Source organism: Jatrophihabitans sp., from assembly GCA_036389035.1.
GTDB lineage: Bacteria > Actinomycetota > Actinomycetes > Mycobacteriales > Jatrophihabitantaceae > Jatrophihabitans_A.
Genome location: DASVQQ010000005.1, coordinates 56,502 through 74,537, shown reverse-complemented (window position 1 = coordinate 74,537; position 18,036 = coordinate 56,502). Strand labels below are relative to the sequence as shown.

13 protein-coding genes are annotated in these 18,036 nt (G+C 70.9%); 6 read left to right on the top strand and 7 right to left on the bottom strand.

The annotated features are described in order from the left end of the window. The first annotated feature begins 10 nt into the window (after nucleotides 1-10). Both VF557_02045 and VF557_02040 read left to right on the top strand, forming a co-directional pair. Complete coding sequence (locus VF557_02045) at nucleotides 11-358, top strand: hypothetical protein (protein ID HEX8078972.1); 348 nt, start codon at nucleotides 11-13, stop codon at nucleotides 356-358. Next, a complete protein-coding gene (locus VF557_02040; GenBank protein ID HEX8078971.1) occupies nucleotides 355-786 on the top strand; it encodes a universal stress protein in 432 nt (143 codons plus the stop codon). The genes VF557_02045 and VF557_02040 overlap by 4 nt, the downstream gene beginning before the upstream one ends. 8 nt (nucleotides 787-794) lie before the next feature. Here the strand turns inward: VF557_02040 and VF557_02035 are convergent, their stop codons facing one another. After that, nucleotides 795-998, bottom strand: a complete 204-nt coding sequence (locus VF557_02035; protein ID HEX8078970.1) for a hypothetical protein — start codon at nucleotides 996-998, stop codon at nucleotides 795-797. 63 nt (nucleotides 999-1,061) lie between these two features. Continuing rightward, nucleotides 1,062-2,114 carry an NADP-dependent oxidoreductase gene (locus VF557_02030; GenBank protein ID HEX8078969.1) on the bottom strand — a complete coding sequence of 351 codons (1,053 nt, stop codon included), beginning with the start codon at nucleotides 2,112-2,114 and terminating at the stop codon, nucleotides 1,062-1,064. A gap of 271 nt (nucleotides 2,115-2,385) precedes the next feature. Here VF557_02030 and VF557_02025 point away from each other — a divergent pair, with 271 nt between their 5' ends. Further along, entirely contained in the window at nucleotides 2,386-2,808 is a 423-nt protein-coding gene (locus VF557_02025; protein ID HEX8078968.1) for a hypothetical protein, read from the top strand. A gap of 104 nt (nucleotides 2,809-2,912) precedes the next feature. On the opposite strand, the gene VF557_02020 is transcribed toward VF557_02025, so the two are convergent. The 4 genes from VF557_02020 to VF557_02005 all read right to left on the bottom strand — a co-directional run bounded on the left by VF557_02020 (nucleotide 2,913) and on the right by VF557_02005 (nucleotide 6,160). After that, entirely contained in the window at nucleotides 2,913-3,473 is a 561-nt protein-coding gene (locus VF557_02020) for an FKBP-type peptidyl-prolyl cis-trans isomerase (protein ID HEX8078967.1), read from the bottom strand. A gap of 77 nt (nucleotides 3,474-3,550) precedes the next feature. Continuing rightward, nucleotides 3,551-4,234 carry a hypothetical protein gene (locus VF557_02015; GenBank protein ID HEX8078966.1) on the bottom strand — a complete coding sequence of 228 codons (684 nt, stop codon included), beginning with the start codon at nucleotides 4,232-4,234 and terminating at the stop codon, nucleotides 3,551-3,553. 91 nt (nucleotides 4,235-4,325) lie between these two features. Then, nucleotides 4,326-5,432: a YihY/virulence factor BrkB family protein gene (locus tag VF557_02010; GenBank protein HEX8078965.1), complete on the bottom strand. Its 1,107-nt coding sequence runs from the start codon at nucleotides 5,430-5,432 to the stop codon at nucleotides 4,326-4,328. After that, nucleotides 5,429-6,160 carry a uracil-DNA glycosylase gene (locus VF557_02005; GenBank protein ID HEX8078964.1) on the bottom strand — a complete coding sequence of 244 codons (732 nt, stop codon included), beginning with the start codon at nucleotides 6,158-6,160 and terminating at the stop codon, nucleotides 5,429-5,431. The genes VF557_02010 and VF557_02005 overlap by 4 nt, the downstream gene beginning before the upstream one ends. A 416-nt stretch (nucleotides 6,161-6,576) precedes the next feature. On the opposite strand from VF557_02005, the gene VF557_02000 reads away from it, so the two are divergent. Together VF557_02000 and VF557_01995 are read left to right on the top strand one after the other, a co-directional pair. After that, nucleotides 6,577-7,065 (top strand): hypothetical protein, encoded by a 489-nt coding sequence (locus VF557_02000; GenBank protein HEX8078963.1) that lies wholly within the window; start codon nucleotides 6,577-6,579, stop codon nucleotides 7,063-7,065. Continuing rightward, a complete protein-coding gene (locus tag VF557_01995) occupies nucleotides 7,062-8,237 on the top strand; it encodes a zinc-dependent alcohol dehydrogenase (GenBank protein ID HEX8078962.1) in 1,176 nt (391 codons plus the stop codon). Before VF557_02000 ends, VF557_01995 begins: the two co-directional genes overlap by 4 nt. A gap of 7 nt (nucleotides 8,238-8,244) precedes the next feature. Here the strand turns inward: VF557_01995 and VF557_01990 are convergent, their stop codons facing one another. Then, the gene (locus VF557_01990) at nucleotides 8,245-16,932 is read right to left on the bottom strand and encodes a hypothetical protein (GenBank protein HEX8078961.1); all 8,688 of its coding nucleotides are present in this window, start codon (nucleotides 16,930-16,932) and stop codon (nucleotides 8,245-8,247) included. Nucleotides 16,933-17,187: 255 nt separating this feature from the next. Here VF557_01990 and VF557_01985 point away from each other — a divergent pair, with 255 nt between their 5' ends. Next, a complete protein-coding gene (locus VF557_01985; protein HEX8078960.1) occupies nucleotides 17,188-17,982 on the top strand; it encodes a TIGR03084 family metal-binding protein in 795 nt (264 codons plus the stop codon). The last annotated feature ends 54 nt before the right edge of the window (nucleotides 17,983-18,036 follow it).

Genomic DNA, 18,036 nt, shown 5'->3' with positions numbered 1-18,036 from the left:
AGGGGTCACCATGTCTGAACCGGTTTCCGGCGCCAGCGCGGCGTCGAGTTCGGCTGGCACCTCAGCTGATCCGGCCGTGCCTCGCTCCGCGATGTACAAGCTGTTCGACATCCGGCTGCTGATCGGTGGCCTGTTCGTCGTCTACGGGGTGATGCTGACCGTGGCCGGCTTCTTCACCTCCGAAGCCGACCGGCAGAAGGCCAGCAACATCAACATCAATCTCTGGCTGGGTCTGGGGATGTTGACGCTGGGGCTGCTGTTCCTGTTGTGGCGAGTGCTGCGCCCGCTGCGGATCGAGCCCCACCCCGTGAACCAGCCGCACCCGGTGGACCGGCCGCGCCCGATGGACCTGCCATGACCAGCCCGTCCGGGGTGATCGTGGTCGGTGTCGACGGCTCGGACAGCAGCCGGGACGCCGCGCGCTGGGCGCTGGCCCAGGCCGCGCTCACCGGCGCCGGGCTACGGGCGGTGTCGAGCTGGCGCTGGCCCAACTACCTGACCATGATCCCGCCCGGAGTGGACCTGGCCGAGGAGACCGGCCAGGTCCTCGACGAGGTGATCAACGGCGTGCTGGCCGAGAATTCGCAGGCCGCTGCAAGCGTGCCGGTGACCAGGCACGTCGTCGAAGGCCCGGCCGGCCCGGCACTGCTGACCCAGTCCGACGGCGCCACCCTGCTGGTGGTCGGCGCCCGGGGCCGGGCGGCGTTTCCCGGCATGCTGCTCGGCTCGGTCGCCGAGTACTGCGTCCGGCAGGGCTCCTGCCCCGTGGTGGTGGTCCGCGGCTGACCGCGCCCTCAGCGGGTCGGCCGCTCGTCCCGCACCACCACAGCCGAGCCGGCGCGCAACGCCGCCTCATTGAGGCCGTAATGGTGCGCGCACCACAGCAGGGTGCCGCCGCTCTGCATGACGGTGACCACGACGGCCCGCGCCGAGCACCGGTCACAGCGATCGAAGGCGGTCAGCGTGAAGCTGCTTCGTTGTGCGGCGTGGGTTTTCATGTCCTGGCTCCTGACTGGTCTAACTGAGATTCGGATCGACGCGCCGTGACGGATTGGGTCGGCTCAAGATGGCATCGGCGCCTCGCTCACCGCAGGGTCCGGCGCCAGCCGGACGACCATCTTGCCGGTGTTGGCGCCCCGCAACATGCCGATGAAGGCCGGCACCGCCTGGTCCAGGCCTTCCACGACGGTTTCGGTGACGACCAGCTGCCCCGAGGTCAGCCAACCGGTGACCACCTCCCGGAACTCCGGCTGCAGGTGGGCATGGTCGGTGACCAGGAACCCGCGCAGGGTCAACCGCTTGCCGATCGCCAGCGCGAGGTTGGCCGGGCCGATCGGCCGCTCGGTGCTGTTGTAGAGCGAGATGGCGCCGCACAGCGCGACCCTGCCGTGCACCGACAGCAGGGAGAGCGCGGCCTCGAGATGCTCGCCCGCGACGTTGTCGAAATACACGTCGATTCCGTCGGGCGCGACCTGCCGCAGCAGGTCGCGGACCGGTCCGTCGTGGTAGTCGAACGCCGCGTCGAAGCCGAGCTCCTCGGTGACGAACCGCACCTTCGCGGCTGAGCCGGCGCTGCCCACCACCCGGGAGGCGCCACGCAGCCGGGCGAACTGGCCTACCAGGCTGCCCACCGCGCCGGCCGCGGCGGAGACGAATACCGACTCCCCCGCGCTGAACCCGGCTATCTCGAACAGCCCGGCGTAGGCCGTCAGGCCGGGCATCCCCAGCACGCCGAGGTAACTCGAGGACGACAGCCCGGCCACCAGTTCGACCCGCTCAGCGTGCCGAGCGGGCACCAGCGCGTACTCGCGCCACCCGAGCCCGTGCACGACCAGGCAGCCGACGGGCAGCTCGGGAACCTCAGAGGCGACGACCTCGCCGACCGCGCCGCCGTAGGCCGCTTCATTCAGTTGCCAGGGTGGCGCGTAGGACGGCAGGTCGTCCATCCGGCCGCGCATGTAGGGATCCACCGACATCACCAGGTTGCGCACCAGCACCTGGCCGGGGCCAGGATCGGCGACCTCGGTGGTCACCAGCTGAAAATCGGATTCGACCGGCTCGCCACGCGGTCGAGCGGCCAGCTGGATCTCGCTGGAGCGGGTAGCCACTGTCATAGCCTCCTGGTTTGCGCGAAAGCACCAGCATGCCGCACGACGGGTGGTCGGCGCGGCGAGGTCTGCAGCGGCGAGGCGGTGGGAAACCCGGTCAGCCGAGTGTAGAAAGTATCGCGGGCGTCACTTATCGCGGGATTGCTTGAAAGATTTGCGCTGAAGAAGAATCCGCAAACCCCGCGCCGCGAGAGGAGAGCAATAACTCGGTCAGCGCCTGGACCCTTCCGTGGCACGCTGAGGACCACTTTCCTCACCCCACTTGGAGGACTCTGCTGTGTTTTCACCTGCCAATATCCGTCGGGCGCCGGGCCGGGTCGCCGCCGGTACGCTGATCCTGCATTCCGGCCGGGTCAAGTTCCAGGCCGACGCCATGTTCGCCCAGGCCATCCATGGCGTGTTCAGCGCGAACTATCCGGCATTCAAACGCGTCCCGCCGCCGGTCCTGCTCAGGACCCTGGCGATTCTGGAGATCACCGTCGGAAGCCTGCTGCTGCTGCCACTGGTCGGCGCGAGGCTGGCCGGGATGCTGCTGACCGGTTACTCGCTCACCCTGCTGGGCATGTACCTGCGCACCCCGGGCATGCACGACAAGACTCTGATGCCCACGCTGGCCGGCACGGCGTTCGCCAAGGACGCCTGGCTGACCGCGATCGGCTCCTCGCTGGTGCTGGACTCGATCACCTCGAAGAAGGACTGATTCCCTTCTCCGACAGGGGTTACCCAGTGTCTGCTGACTGATCTTATGTCAGACAGATGCTGGGAACGGGCGGCCGGCGGAAAGTGCGCGTGCGCCGGTCTCGGTTACTTCACCGCGATCAGATCGACCACGAACACGATCGGCGCGTTCGGAGGAATGCTGCCGTCCTGACTTCCGGTCGGGCCGTATCCCAACACGGCGGGCAAGATCATGATCCGGCGGCCGCCCACCTTCATCGGCTCGGTTCCGGGCGCGCCGCCGATGCCCTGCGTGAAGCCCGGCACCACTTCCCGCAGGGAGAAGCTGGTGGCGCCACCGTGATCCCAGGAGGCGTCGAACTGCTTTCCGTCGGCATAGCGAATGCCGACGTACTGCACGGTGACGGTGGAGGTCGGCGTCGCTGCGAGTCCGGTGCCGGTCACCACATCCTTGACCTGCAGGGCCGTCGGCGTGGTCGTCGACCTGGCGGCCACCTTGGGCTTGGCAGTCAGGTCACCGGCGTCGTCGAGGGTGACCCCGCTGAAGCTGACCTCCGCCAGCGCGGTCGCCGAGGCCGAGGCTGTCACCGTCGACGGCACATCGGCCGGTGGGTCATCACCGCCGCAGCCGGCCAGCAGCATCGTCGCAGCCAGCGCCAGCGCGGTCGTCGTCCACTTGCCGGTCACCACAACACTCCCGTCCCTCGCCGCTCAACCATTCCCCCAGGGTAGTCGAGCGGTTGTGGCCGGGCCCTCCGGCGCGGTTAGCCGGCAGCCAGCACGCTGGCGTCGATCTGCGGTCGGTACCCGCCGCGCAGCGCGGCCACCGTCGAGGGTGGGGTGATCACCTCGGCAGTGCCGGTGCGCGGCCGGGGCAGCGGATCGCGGTAGCCCTGCGGGCTCCAGGGCCGGACGCTGTCGGCCAGCACCAGGCCCGGCTGGCCGTCCAGGGCGATGAAACTCCCGGCCGGCAGCGTCGACCACCGCATCGGATGCAGCCGGCGGCGGTGGCTGCCGCGCACGATCCGCTCCTGGTGCAGTTGCCGGTCCAGCTCCTTGGCCAGCGGCAGCCCGGGCTGTCCGGCGGCAGCCGCCTCACCAGGCCGGTTCGTCAACGCCGTCCGGAACGCGTTGTAGTCGGCTCGCCGGCACAACGCGCAGGGCCGGTGACCGGCCGCCAGCGCCACCGCCTCGTCATAGAAGTACAGCACCGTGAAATGACCCGGCTGCCATTGCGCCAGCCGCCAGTCCCGGTACTGCAAGCGGCAGATGATCCACAGGTCGCTGCGGTGGAATCGGACCACGTCGGTGCCCTCGTGCAGGATGCCGCGGTTGCCGAGCCACGCGCCGCGCTGCTCGATGGCCACGATGTTCCCCCACGGGGTGACCCGGTTGCGCATCGGCGTTCGGTCGCCGGCCGGCTGCGAACCGGTCTGAGGCACGTTCATGGCGCTCCGTTCCACGCCGCGAGGCGGCCACCGGGGCCGCGATCCGGCGGCGGGCGGCTCCATGGTGCCGCTACCACGCCAGGACGGTCAATCACCCGCGGCGGCGCCTGCCCCGGCGCGGCCTGCTCGGCGCGTCCTGGCTGTCCGGCTCGGCCGCACCGTCCGGCTGGCTCCCGTCCGGCTGGCTCCCGTCCGGCTCGTGAAAATCCACGTCGACCGTTTCGAAGTCCTTGTGCTTCTCGGTCATCGGATAGGAGGAGTACGCGCGGCGGTCGCCTTCGGTCAGCTTGGCATTGTCGGTGAACGGCGCCAGCAGGCTGCGCGGCCAGAGCTTCTTGGCCCGCACGACGCTGTACTCGGCGCACAGGACGATGACCAGCGCGCCGAGGTGGATCCAGGCGAGCAGACCCAACACCAGCCCGAACACGCCGTAGGTGGCGCTGGCGCCCTTGAGCTCGTGGCCGACGTAGTAGGTGCCGATCTGTTGCAACACCTGCCAGCACACCGCGGCCGCCAGCGCGCCGCCGCGAACCTGTCTGGCCGTGACGTGCTCGGCGGTCATCAGCTGAAAAGCCACCACGAACAGCACCGCGTTCACCGCCACCGACAGCACCGTGGCCAGGATCCTGGCCCCGACGCCGAGGTCGCTGCCGTACTCCTCAGCGCTGGTGGTCAGCGCCGACAGCATCGTGGTGATTCCGACGCCGCCGGCGAGCAACAGCAGCAGCAGCAAGCTGATGCCCCGGGCCTTGATCGGGTTCGGCCGCGCGTTGCGCGGCACCGCCCAGACCTTGTTCATGGCGTTCTGGCAGGCCTGGGCGACGCCGAGCCCGCCGTACAGGCTGCCGAGGATTCCGACGACCAGGCCGAGCACCTTTCCCTGCAACGGGTCGATATTGGTCGTCAGCTGCTCGCCGATCACCGGGAACTGGCTGAGCGCGGAATCGAGCACCTGCAGCTGCAGCTCCTCGTTGCCGTTCAGCGCGTAGCCGAGCAGGGTGACCAGTAGCAGCAACAACGGGAACAGCGAGACGAAGGCGTAGTAGGTGATCAACGCCGCCAGCACGTGGCCCTGGTCGTCGATGAACTTGTACACCACCGCCAACGGCAACCCGGCCCACGGGTGCCGCCGCTGGAACCGGTCCAGCGTCGCGGTGATCCTGCTTCCGGCCTGCCGGGGCTCCGGGCCGGCGCTCACGGCAGCAGCCCCGCCTCCGTCGCGGCGGCAGCCAACACCTGCCGCAACATCGCCGGCGTCAGCCGTCCGGTGAAGGTGTTCTGCTGACTGACGTGATAACAGCCGAACAGGCTCAGCGCCGGCCCGGAATCGGTGGCCGGCAACCGCACCATCGCGCCGTGGCCGAACACCGGTAGCGGCCGGGGCATCCGCCAGGACGACGCCGCCAGCACCGGAAGCAGCGCCTGCCAACCGAACCCGCCCAGCACCACCACCGAGCGCAGCGTCGGGCGCAGCAGCTGCAGCTCGCGCGACAGCCACGCCCGGCAGGTGTCCCGCTCGGCGGGGGTGGGCCGGTTATCCGGGGGCGCGCAGTGCACCGGAGCAGTGATCCGCACGCCGTACAACCGCATGCCGTCCCCGGCTGCCACCGAGGTCGCCTGCGAGGCCAGACCCACCTCGTGCAGCGCGGCGTAGAGCACGTCGCCGGAACGGTCCCCGGTGAACATCCGACCGGTCCGGTTGCCCCCGTGCGCGGCCGGCGCCAGCCCGACGATCGCCATCGCCGCGTCCGCCGGCCCGAAGCCCGGGACCGGCCGTCCCCAGTAGTCCCAGTCCCGATAGGCGGCGCGCTTGGTCAGCGCCACCTCCTCGCGCCATCGAACGAGCCGCGGGCAGGCCCGGCAACCGGCGACCGCGGCGTCAAGTTCGGGCAGGGAGGCGACCCGCGCCGGGCCCTGGCTCGTCATCAACCGATCATAAATGCGCCGTCGGCGACGGCCGCCGGAACGGTCCTGGCTGCCTGGAAGTGACGGTGGTAACCCGGTATGAAGTGGCGCATTTCTCCAAGGAGCGACACGCTGGTTGGTAACCCACCTCCAATCCGATGGACGTCACCGGCGCAAGGATTGGTGGGTCGCGCAGCACTCGGGCGGGCACCATTCTCACAACGCGATATGCAGGGGGTGGCGAAGGTGATACTTCTTTGTCCAGCCGCACGGCCCCAGGGTGGCGTCAGACCAACAGCCTTGACGGCAGGCGAGCGGACGCGAAGACTCCGGATGTCGCGCGGCTCGGACCGGGGAGCCACGCTCAGCTTGAAGCGCGGCTCCGAAGCACAGCGAAGCAGGCATCGGCCGTATGGCGGCCGACCAGGAGTCACATCATGAAGGTATTCGAACTCGCCGCCGCGCTCCGGTCCTCCGGCACGTCCACGGCCAAGGCGCTCCGGCGCCGGCTGTCCAGGCAGCCTCCGATGCCCCTGTGGGCTCCGGAGGAAGCGCTTACGGACCCCTTTCGGTGGCACACCGTCACGATTATGGGAGCGCCGGAGGTCATCGCCGCCGAGGGCCGGCTGCCCCAGCCGCTCGCCGAGTTGGCCGAGCTGATCGAGACCCGGCTGGAGCCGGCGCCTGGTGGACGCGGCACCCAGCTCTCGGCCCGCCCCAAGCCCGGCCCCAAACCCGACCCGACGGTCTGGAAGGGCGAGGACCTGTCTCGTCAGATCCGCAACGCGCTGCTGCGGGCCAAGCAGCTCGTCGAGGTGGGCGAGGTGCTGTCGATCGAGCCACAGCCGGCCGGCAAGCGCCGACCGGCCAAGGGCCTACTGGTGGACCTGATGACCGGCGATGCCGATCAGGAAGGTGTCGTGTGAAGGCGCTGTGCTGGGCCGGTGTCGATGAGCTGTCGCTCGAGACGGTTCCGGATCCGCGACTGCTCAACGCTCACGACGCCATCGTCAAGGTACGGTTCAGCGCGGTCTGCGGTTCGGACCTGCACGTGCTGGGCGGCTATCTGCCCACCATGCGCCCTGGCGACGTGCTGGGCCACGAGTTCATGGGCGAGGTCGTCGAGGTCGGCTCTGCCGTGAGCCGCCGCCGGGTCGGTGACCGGGTGGTGGTCTGCTCGTTCATCAGCTGCGGCCACTGCTGGTTCTGTCAGAATCAGCTTTTTTCCTTGTGCGATAACAGTAATCCCAACCCGGCAGTGTCTGAGAGCCTGTGGGGACAGGCGCCCAGCGGTTGCTACGGCTACTCGCATGCGCTCGGTGGCTTCGCCGGCAGCCACGCCGACTACATCCGGGTTCCCTACGCCGATCAGGGGATGTTCCCGATCCCGGACGAGGTCGATGACCTGACCGCGCTGTTCGCCTCGGACGCCGCGCCCACCGGTTGGATGGGAGCTGACCTGGGCGGGGTCCGACCCGGCGATGTGGTGGCGGTCTGGGGTGCCGGAGCGGTGGGGCAACTCGCCGCCCAGGCCGCGACGTTGCTCGGCGCGGCCGAGGTCATCGTCATCGACGGCCTGGCTGAGCGGCTGGACCAGGCCGGCGCCCAGCCGGGCGCGCAACTCATCGACTTTCGCACCAGCGACGTCTCGGCCGAACTGCGGGAGCGGACCGGCGGCCGCGGTCCCGACGTCTGCATCGAAGCGGTCGGAATGGTCTCGGGCGGCCCGTCGCCGCTGTACGGCTATGACCAGTTCAAGCAGCAGCGACGGCTGGGCACCGACCGTCCGCTGGCGGTGCGGGAGGCGATCTTCAACTGCCGAAAGGGTGGCAGCGTCTTCGTGCTCGGCGTGTTCGGCGGCGTGGTCGACAAGTTCCCGCTGGGCGCCATCATGAACAAGGGGCTGACCCTGCGCAGCGCCCAGCAGCACGGCCACCGCTACATCCCGATGCTGCTGCAGCGAATGGCCCGCGGTGAGCTGCAGACGCGGCACCTGGCCACCCACGTGATGCCGCTGGCCAAGGCCGTGAACGGCTACGACCTGTTCAAGAACCGTAAGGACGGTTGCGTCCGGGCGGTGTTCGAACCCGATAGGTGAGGCGGCGCTATCCGGTGCGACGACGCCCGGACAACCGCAGGGCCAATCCGGCCAGCAACAACAGCAGGGCCACGGCGGCCGGTTGACCCAGCTCGCGTCCGGTCCAGGGCAGCTCCCCGGCGCCGGAGCCGGGCGGTGCTGATCCGGGCGGTGCTGAGCCGGGCGGGGCTGAGCCGGCCCGCCCGCCGGTCAGGCTCACCGTCAGGACCGCCGCGTTGCTCGCGACGGCGCTGTCCGAGCGCGGACCGCCGCCGCCGGTCACGGTGGCCACGTTGCGGATCACCGTTCCTGAACTTGCCGAAACCCGCGTCAGCAGGATGATCGGCGCCGCCGTGCCGATCGCCATCGAGGCCGAGTGCGCGCAACGCAGCACCGTTGCCGCCTGCGTGCACGACCAGCCCTCGCCGGTGGCCGAGGAGTAGCTCAGGCCGACCGGCAGCGGATCGGTGACGATCACCGGCGCCACCGTGGCGTTCTGGCCCTGGTTGGTGACCGTCAGCCGGTAACTGGCCACTCCGTCTACGTAGGAGACCAGCGCCTTGCTCAGTCGCAGCAGCACCGACGGCTGCACCGGCGCGGTGTCCGAACCGGTCGCCGGGGCTGAGCCCGGGCCGGTGACGGTGGCAGTGCCGGTCACTGCCGGGTAGGCGCCGGCCAGCACCGCGACCGTCACCGTGACGCTGGTGGCGCCGGCCACCGGCAACGCGCCGGCGTGATCGCAGCTCAGCTGCCGGCCGCTGATGACACAGCTCCAGCCCGCTCCGGTGGCCGAGGAGTAGCTCAGGCCGGCCGTCAGGGTCTCGGTCAGCCGGAGCGGTCCGGGGCTGGCGGTCGGGCCGGAGTTGGTGACGGTGATCAGGTAGCTCGCGGCCCGTCCCACTACCAGATCACCCTGAAACTCGTTGGTGATCGACAGTCGGGCGGCCGGATCCACCAGCAGCTGGTCGGAGGCGTCGGCGCTGTCCACGAGCGCCGGATCCTCCGATGCCACGGTGGCCAGGTTGATCACGCCGGGATAGGCCGCCGCGCTCACCAGCGCGCTCAGCACCAGGTCGGGGCTGTCGGCGCCGGCGGCCACCGGGTCACTCAGCGAGCAGCTGACCAGCTGGTCCGGGTCCGCGGCGCAGGTCCAGCCGTTGCCGGCGCCCGAGACGAAGCTGAGACCGGCCGGCAACGGGTCGCGGATCGTGAGCCGGCCGGCAGTCGAGGGACCGGCGTTGTGCACGCGCAAGGTGAAGTCGATGACCTCACCGACCTGACCGTTGCCGGTGTGCAGCATCCTCAGGCTCAGATCGGCGAGCTTGCCCACCACCACCGTGGCCGAGGCACTGGCAGCCGCGCCCGGGGTGGGCGAGCCGGCGACTGCCTGGTTCGACTCGGCGCCGGCCGGTGCCAGCGGATCGAGCTGCACCTGCAGCTGGAGCGTCGGAGCCACCTCGCCGGGGGCCAGTGACTGGTTCAGGGTGCACGTCACTGTCTGGTGCGCCGTCGCCGACGGCGGCGCCGGAGCCGGACCGGCCGAGCAGTCCCAGCCACCGCTGGCCGACAGGAAGCTCTGGTAGGCCGGCAGCGTGTCGGTGACGGTGATCGGCGAGGCCGAGTCACTGGGGCCGGCGTTGCTCACCGTCAGCCGCCAACCCAGACCCTCTCCGGCCTGCGCCTGCGGGCTGGTCGGCTCGATCGCCAGCGCCAGCCCGGCCTCGGCCCGTACCGGGACCTGCACAGCGGGCGGGTTCGTCCGGGTGCCGGCGGTGCCGGATTCGATGGCTGCGTTGTTGAGCAGGGTCGCCGTACCGGCCGGCAGGGTGACCGGCGTCGATGCCGAGACCCGCGTCCGCAGCACCAGATCCGGCGCGGTCGCGCCGGCGGCCAGCCCATCGCGTCCGCAGATCACCGACTGCCCGGCCACCGAGCAGGTCCAGCCGCTGCCGGAGTAGGACTGCAGGCTCAGGTAGGCCGGCAGCGTGTCGGTCACGACGACGGGGCCGGCATCGCTGGGGCCGGCGTTGCTGGCCGAGAGCACGAAGTCGGCTCCGGTGCCGGCCAGCACCGGAGCGGGCGTGCTCAGGGCCTTGCTCAGGCTGAGCGCCGCGCTGGCCAGCACCTGGACCTGGTCGGTGCTGGAGTTGTCGGCCAGATCGGAGTCGGCGGTGCCGCTGCTCACCGTCGCGGTGTTCGCGGTCGTGGCCGGGCCGGCGTCCGGATCCAGCCGTACGACGACGCCGAGCTGGGCGGCGCTGGCGCCGGTGGCCAGGCCGCCCGCCAGGACGCAGCTGAGCACCCTGCTGGCGGCGGCGTAGTCACAGCTCCAGCCGGCGCCGGTGGCGGAGCTGAAGCTCCAGCCGGCCGGCAGCGCGTCGAGCACCGTGACGGGCCCGGTGATCTGGGAAGGCCCCGAGTTGTGGACCGCGAACCGCAGGCTCAGCAGGTCGCCGGCGATCGCGCTTCCGGTGTGCGACGCCGTGATCGAGAGGTCGGCCACCTGCGACACCGACGAGTCATCGGCGTCGCTGTTGTTGGCCGGCACCGGATCGGGCGTGCCGGCCGATACCGTCGCGGTGTTGGACGCCGGGCCTTCGAAGGCGGCCGCCAGGTTCACCGTCAGGGTGAACGAGGAGCTGTCGCCGGCTACGAGCGCGGCGGAGTAGTCGCAGCTGACCTGCTGCCCGACCGCCGAGCAGGTCCAGGCCGGGTCGGTGGAGCTGAACGAGGAATAGCTCAGCCCGGCCGGCAAGGTGTCGCTGACCTCGACGCCGGTCGCGTCGGACTCACCGGCATTGCGCACCTCGATCCGGTAGTCGGCCTGGCTGCCGGCGACGAACGGGTCGGTCAGGTGCACCTTCTGGATCACCAGGTCAGCGCGCAGCGCCGGCGTGTCGGTCTGCACGTCGAAGTTGTTCGCCGGAGTCGGGTCGGCGGTGGGCGCGGAGACACTGGCGGTGCTGGTGACCGGGCCGGTCTGCGAGGAGGCGATGGTCACCGTCACCGAGACGGCGGCCGGCGCCGCGCCGACGGCCAGCGGGCCCGGCATCGTGCAGTGCAGGGTGGCGGCAGGAGTTCCAGCCGCGACCGGGTCACAGCTCCAGCCGGTGCCGGACGCCGACACGAACCTGCTGCCGGCCGGCATCGAGGCATCGATGCTGATCGGACCGAGGGCGTCGGAGGGGCCGGAGTTGGTGACGGCCAACTGGTAGCTGGCCGGCGCTCCGGCGATCAGCTCCGGCGAGGTGAGGCTGGCGGCGATCGCCAGGTCCGCGGCAGCCCGTACGGTCGCGACAGCGGTGGCGCTGTTGTTGGCCGGGGTGGGGTCCCAGGTGCGCGCGCTGACCGCCGCGGTGCTGGACAGCGTGCTGCCGTCCGGCGCCGACGGGTTGACCGAGTAGCCGAGCGTGATGGCCGGGAAGGCCGCGCCGCTGGCCAGGGTGTCCCCGGCCGCGGTGCGCTGGCAGCTGATCGGCGCCGCGGTGCTACAGGACCAGCCGAGGCCCGATGCGCTGATCGAGGTCACCCCGCTCGGCAGCGGGTTGGTGAACTGGTCGGTGACGGTGAACGGGCCGGTCGCCGGGTTCGGCCCGAGGTTGCCGACCGTGAGCGTCCAGCTGCCGCTCCCACCGGCCACCGGTGAGGTGCCGACCGCCTTGGTGAGGCTGAGGTCGGCGGAGCCGATGCGCGCGATGGCGGTGCCCGGGCCGGCGGTGTAGCTGCCGGCGCCGTTGGCACTGGCGCCGGTGGCGTCCTGCGCGGTCGAGGTGGCCGAGTTGGTGTGGTTGACGACCAGGCCGACGCCGGGTGATCCGCTCACGCCTGGTTGCGGAGTCGCGGTGAACGCGACGGTCAGCACCGCAGTCGGGTTGAGGGTGCCCAGGCCGGTCCAGCTCAGCGTCTGAACCGCGCCGGTGACCGACACCGCCGGCTCGACCGGGCTCGCGGGACCGCCGGCCACCGACACCCGGGCGCTGCCCGCGTCATAGCTCCAGTTCGGTGGCAGGGTGTCGGTGCTGGCGAGTTGGTAGGCCACTCCCAGGCCGGTGTTGCGGACCGTGACCAGCCAGCTGAACGACTCGCCGATGTAGCCGGTGTTGCCTGCCGGGGTCGACTTGGTGGTCGTGACCCTGGGGAAGTACGCGGTGATCGTGGCGGTCCCGCTCGGCCCGGTGTAGTGCCGACCGCCCGCCGGCAGCGAGTCATAGCCGGTGATCCGCGCGGTGTTGACCAGCGCCGCGGCCGTCACCGAGCCGGACGGCGCCAGCGTGGCGGTGTAGCTGAGGCCCGGCATCGCCGCGCCTCTGGCGAGCGAGCCTGGCAGCGTCCAGGACAGCACCCCGCCACCGGTGGTGGGATGGGCGCCGGAGATGCTGCCATCGCCGGAGATGCTGGCCGGATCGACCACGACGCCGGTCGGCACCGTGTCGGTGACCGTGATGTTGTGGGCCGCGCTGGTGGCAGCGGTGTTGCGGTTGCTGACGGTCACGGTGTAGCTGAAGCTCTGGCCGGGTTCGGGATGCTGTCTGCTGACTGCCTTGGCCACCGACAGCCCCGGCTCGAGCACCGTGACGGCCGCGGCGGCGTTCGGGCTCAGCCGGTCATAGGCGGCCCCTGAACCGGTCGGCGGCGTCCGCGCGGCGTTGTCCCAGCCGACCCGCACCGTGTTGGTCAGCGCCACGCCGGAGCTGACCCCGGCGATGTCGGCGATCCGGGCCGAGTAGCGGATGGTGACGGTCCGGCTCTGGCTGGTGTAGGGCACGTCGCCGAGCAGCCAGCCGATCAGCGTGCTCGAGCCCGTCCCGGCGGTCGAGGACAGCCGGACGGCGGTGTCGGGCGTGCACGGTGAGCTGTCGGCGTAGGCGCAGCTGACCCCGCCCGGAACCACCGAGTTCGGGTCGAGCCCGGCCGGCAGCTGGTCGATCAGCGACAGGTTGTAGAAGTTCACCCCGGCCGGCAGCACCGCCGAGGTGCTGTAGTTCACGGTGTCACCGACCGTTGCCGAGGTGGGAAGCACCGACTTCAGCGCGGTGGCGCCGGCGACCGTGACGGTGCTGGTGGCGCCGGCGCTGTACTGCCGGCCGGCCGGGTTGCCGCTGGCCGCCGGCGATCCCCGGCTGCCGGCCAGGCTGTTGCCGGTGAGCGCGGCGAGGTTGGGGTAGGCGGCCTTGCCCGACGCCGATGGGTCCACGGTGGCGCTGTAGGTCAGAACCCGCGCCGAGCCGCCGGCCAGGTCGCCGAGGTTCCAGCTGAGCAGGGTGGCGCCGGCCGGGCAGCCGTTGCTGCCGTCGCCGGCGGTCGCCGCGGCGGCGGTCACGCCGGCCGGCGGCGGGGCGTAACCGGTGAAGGTCAGGCCGGCCGGCAGGCAGTCAGCCACCCAGCCGTCGTGCAGCGGCGGCCGGGCCGCGGCGTTGGCAGCCCGCACGGTATAGGTGACGCTCTGGCCGCCGGACACGGCGGCGCCGGCGTCATTGGTCTTGGTCAGCGAGGGCGCCGGCTCGACGTCGGTGACGCTGGCGGTGGCCGTCCGGGCGGGCAGCGGGCTGCCACCGGTCACCGCGGTCGCGCTGCTGAAGGTGGCGGTGCTGGTTCGCAGCACTCCGTGCTGGTTGGCCACCGCCGTGCTGAGCTGGGCGGTGATGGTCATGGCGAACAGGTGGTCGGCGCCGGTGTTGTTGTCATAGCTGGCCGGCCAGTGGATGGTCGTCGCAGCAGGGTCGAAGGTGAAACCGGCAGGCAGTGGCTGGTCGGCCGGCAACGCGGCATCGGCGGTGTAGGCAGCGGTGGCGCTGACCAGCGAGAGCCCGGTCGGCAGCGGGTTGCTGAAGCTGGCGTGGAAGACGGTCGCGCCGGCCGGCAGCCGAGCGGTGACGACCCAGCTCAGCTGCTCGCCGATGGTGGCCTGGGTGCTGCTGGCAGGGGTGGGTTCGGCACCGAGGTTGCCGCTCTCGGCGACGGCGGAGCTGACCCCGGAGCTGACACTGACGTTGCGGAGGTAGACGTCGCTGGTGTCGCTGGCGGCCGGAGCGTCGTACTGGCCGGCCGGCACGGTGCTGTCGATGTTGGAGCTCGGATAGAAGGTGGCGCTGCCGCCGGGCAGGTTGGTGCCGGCGGTGTACGAGCGCACCGCGGCGGTGTTGTCGAACACCGTCGAGACGCTCACACCGGCCGGGATGGCCACGGTGTACTGGTAAGTCTTGCTGGCGCCGGCGGGCAGCGCGGCTACCCCGGTCCCGTCCCACACCAGGGCGCTCAGGTCGGCCTTGCCGGCGAAGTCCGGGTGCCCGGGCGCGGTCGGGTCGGTGCACACGCCGCCGTCGCTAACGGCGCTCAGCTGGACGCAGCGCAGGCCCTCGGGCAGCACGTCCCACAGTCGCAGGTCATCGACGTCGACAGCGTTGCCGGTGGCGGCACTGCCGGCGTTGTCGATCTCGACCTCGAACACCACCGAATCCCCTTCACGGACCAGCACATGATCGGTGTTCGGGCCCGGCGCCGGGGTGGCGCCGTTGACGCTGGCCACTGACTTGGCGATCGTCAGCGGGGCCGCGGCGGCTACCCGGAAGTCGGCTCCGGCCCGCAGCGAGCTGGCCTTTCCGGCGCTGTCGGTGGTGCGCAGCTTGGCGATGTTGCCGGGCTTGTCGGGTGCCGGGCCGGGTGCCGCGGCGGTGACCAGGACGCTGAAGCGGGCCACGAACACCTTGCCGGCCGGCACCGTGGTGGACCCGTCGGCCTGGGTGGCGCCCAGGCTCCAGCTGAGCGCTCCACCGGCCGCTCCGGCCGTGTCGAAGCTGATCTGCGCCGGGTCCACGGTGTTGGCCGCCGGGTAGCTGACGCTGCCGTCCTCGTAGGCGGTGCCGACCGGCAGGAAGTCGGTCAGCACCGCGTTGCGGGTCTGGTTCGCCGCCGAGAACCCGACTCTGAGCTGGAAGCAGATCCGATCGCCCTTGGCGAACACCGGGTTGCCGGCGCCGTAACTGGCGCCTGGGTCCGAGCAGTTCATGGGGGTGGTGCGGGCGGCGACCGAGTTGGTCAGCGTGCCGGCAGACGTGGTCCGGGTCACCGAGTCGGCATCGCGTACCGGCTGGTTCCCGCTCACGCCGGTTGCCGGCGCCGGGGTCGAATCCCCTTGCGCGGCCGCGGTGTTGACGAAGCTGTCGCCGGCGGCGGGCGGCAACCCGGCCAGCGGACCGCCGGTGTAGCTGGCCCGGTCACGAGCGGTGTAGGTGATGCTCAGCGAGCCGTTGCGGGGCACCGCGACCGGCTGGAAGACGACGGTGAAACTGCCGTCGGGGTTCTGGCTGACCGACTGATAGGGCAGCGACGGGGCGTAGCCGGCAGCCGGCGCGCAGTCGGCCGGGGCTCCGGCGGCGTGGTTGCTGACCCCGTCCAGCGGGCAGGTCCCGTTGGGCAGCACGTCGGTGATCACGATGGCGGAGTTGTCGGTGTACTCCCCCGAGTCGATGCGCAGGGTGTGGTTGGCGATGCCGCCGGCCTCGAACTCCGACGGGGTGACCGACCTGTCGATCCGCAGGTCGTGCACGCTCACCTGGTGGCTGGTGTCTGACACGCTGGCCGCGCCGCCGATGGCCGGGCCGGTGTAGGTGCCGCCGGCATGGGCGTAGCTGATCAGCGGGGCCGGGTTGCCGAGCTGGCGGGTGCTGGCGCCGGTGTTGTTGTCGAGGTTGGCGGCTTGGCCGAGTGAGGCCGGGGTCGGGCCGGCGGTGAACAGCACGTTCTGCCTCAGCGGAACGGCGGCGGCGTAGCGGATGGTTCTGACCTGGCCGGCGGCCAGTGTGCCCAGCGTCCAGGTCAGCTTGGTGTAGACGCCGGGTGGGTAGCTGGCAGTTCCGTTCGGGGGCGGGTTGAGCACGGTGTCCACCGAGCTGGGGGCCGGGCAGTCAGCGCCCACCGCGGGAGTCGCGCTGAGCCGGGCCGCGCCGGGGTATTCCACAGCCGCGCCGCCGGTGTTGTCGAGCTGGCCGCAGCCGAGGAACTCCTGGGACGCGGGCAGGTAGTCCAGCACGGTGACGCCGGTGGTGCCGGCCTGGCTGGCGTTGCTCAGGGTGAGGGTGTAGACCGTCGGATGCTGGTGGGCGCCGCGCAGGAGCTTGGCGTCCGGGCTGGATTCGGTCTTGCTCAGCTGCAGTGCGGTGATCACGGTGGCGCTCTGGTTGCTGGTCGCCGGCTGGATCCGGGGATCGGCGATCGGCAGGCCGGCGGCCGTGAAGCGCGCGACGTAGCGGGGCGCGGTGCTGGCATAGGCGGTGGCGACGTTGTGCACCGTGCTGCCGATCGGCAGGCTCGCGGTGGCCGAGAAGCTCAGGCTGGCCGAGGATCCGGTTGCCAGGTCGAAGGTGTCGCTCCAGATCAGGGTCTGCTGGCCGTTGCCCGGGTCGGTCAGGACGGTGGGCTCGCCCAGGTCGGCCGGCGTGGTCGAGCCGGGTTGGTAGCTCAGGCCCAGCGGCAGCACATCGCGGAACGTGGTGTTGTACTCCGGTTGCGAGCTGGCGTTGGCCGACGGGTTCGCGGCGGTCAGGGTGAAGCTCACCGGCTTGCCTGCGAGCACCCTTGCCGGCGCCTGCTTGGCGAGCGTGATGGCGGGCGAGGCGGCCGACGCTCGGGGCGCCTGCAGCATGCTGGTACTCAGGGTCGTCAGCACGCAGGCAGTGACCAGCGCGGTCACCCGGCGCACCGGGTGCCGCCAGCCCATCACGCAGCGCTCCCTAACATATGCGAAGAGTAACCGATGTGAGATCCATATGAGGCGGAATGGCCGCGCTGGGGACTCCTTGATCGGCGTTTCTACGCGGCCGGGCGCTCGGGCCACGCCGGCGCGACGCCTCGGACTTCCAGATAGCCCAAAACCTGGCTCACGCACGAGCAAAGAAGACACTCGCCGGGGCGCTGCAGCACGCTCGATTCCGGAATATCCCTACTGAGCAGCAGTGGCGAGAGGACAAGACAAGTGATCCAGCTTCCTGACCCGAGCGGGGCGTTGACAGCAGAGTGCGACGAGCTCGACAAGCTGCTGGCCGGCCTTGACGACGAGCAGTGGCAGTTGCCCACGCCTGCCCCGGGTTGGACCATCGCGCATCAGGTCGCGCACCTGGCCGCGACGTACCGGATGGCCGAGCTGTCAGCCACCGACCCCGACGGCTTCGTCACCATGATGCTGAAGCTCGACAACGACTTCACCCTCAACGTGGCCAACGCGTTGAGTGGCTATCTGTCCGACCCGCCCGAGGTGCTCTTCACGCGTTGGCAGGCCCAGCGGCACGCCACGGTGGACGCGCTGGCCGCGCTGCCGGCCGACCAGATCCTGCCGTGGCTGGTCAACCCGCTGCCACCGCCCGTGCTGATGATGGCCGGCCTGATGGAGGCCTTCGCGCACGGCCAGGACATCGCCGACGCGCTCGGCGTCCAGCGCACCTACACCGACCACATCAGGTTTCTCTGCGGGTTCGCGGTGCGCGTCTGGGACTTCGGATACCTGGCTCGCGACGAGCCCCGGCCGAACGTGGAATTCGGCTTCGACCTGACCGCGCCGTCCGGCGACTCATGGCACTACGGGCCCGAGAACGCCAGCCAGCGGATCAGCGGCCCGGCCGCGGACTTCTGCCTGCTGGTCACCCGTCGCCGCCACCACAAGGACCTGGCGATCACTGCCGTCGGCCCGGATGCCGAGCACTGGCTCGAGATCGCGCAGGCCTACCGAGGCCCGGCCGGCGAGGGCCGCAAGCCCGGGCAGTTCGACAGCTGATCGCGCTTGCGACCCCGGCAGCGCCGGCTCATCCAGCTCTGTCAGACAGGAGAG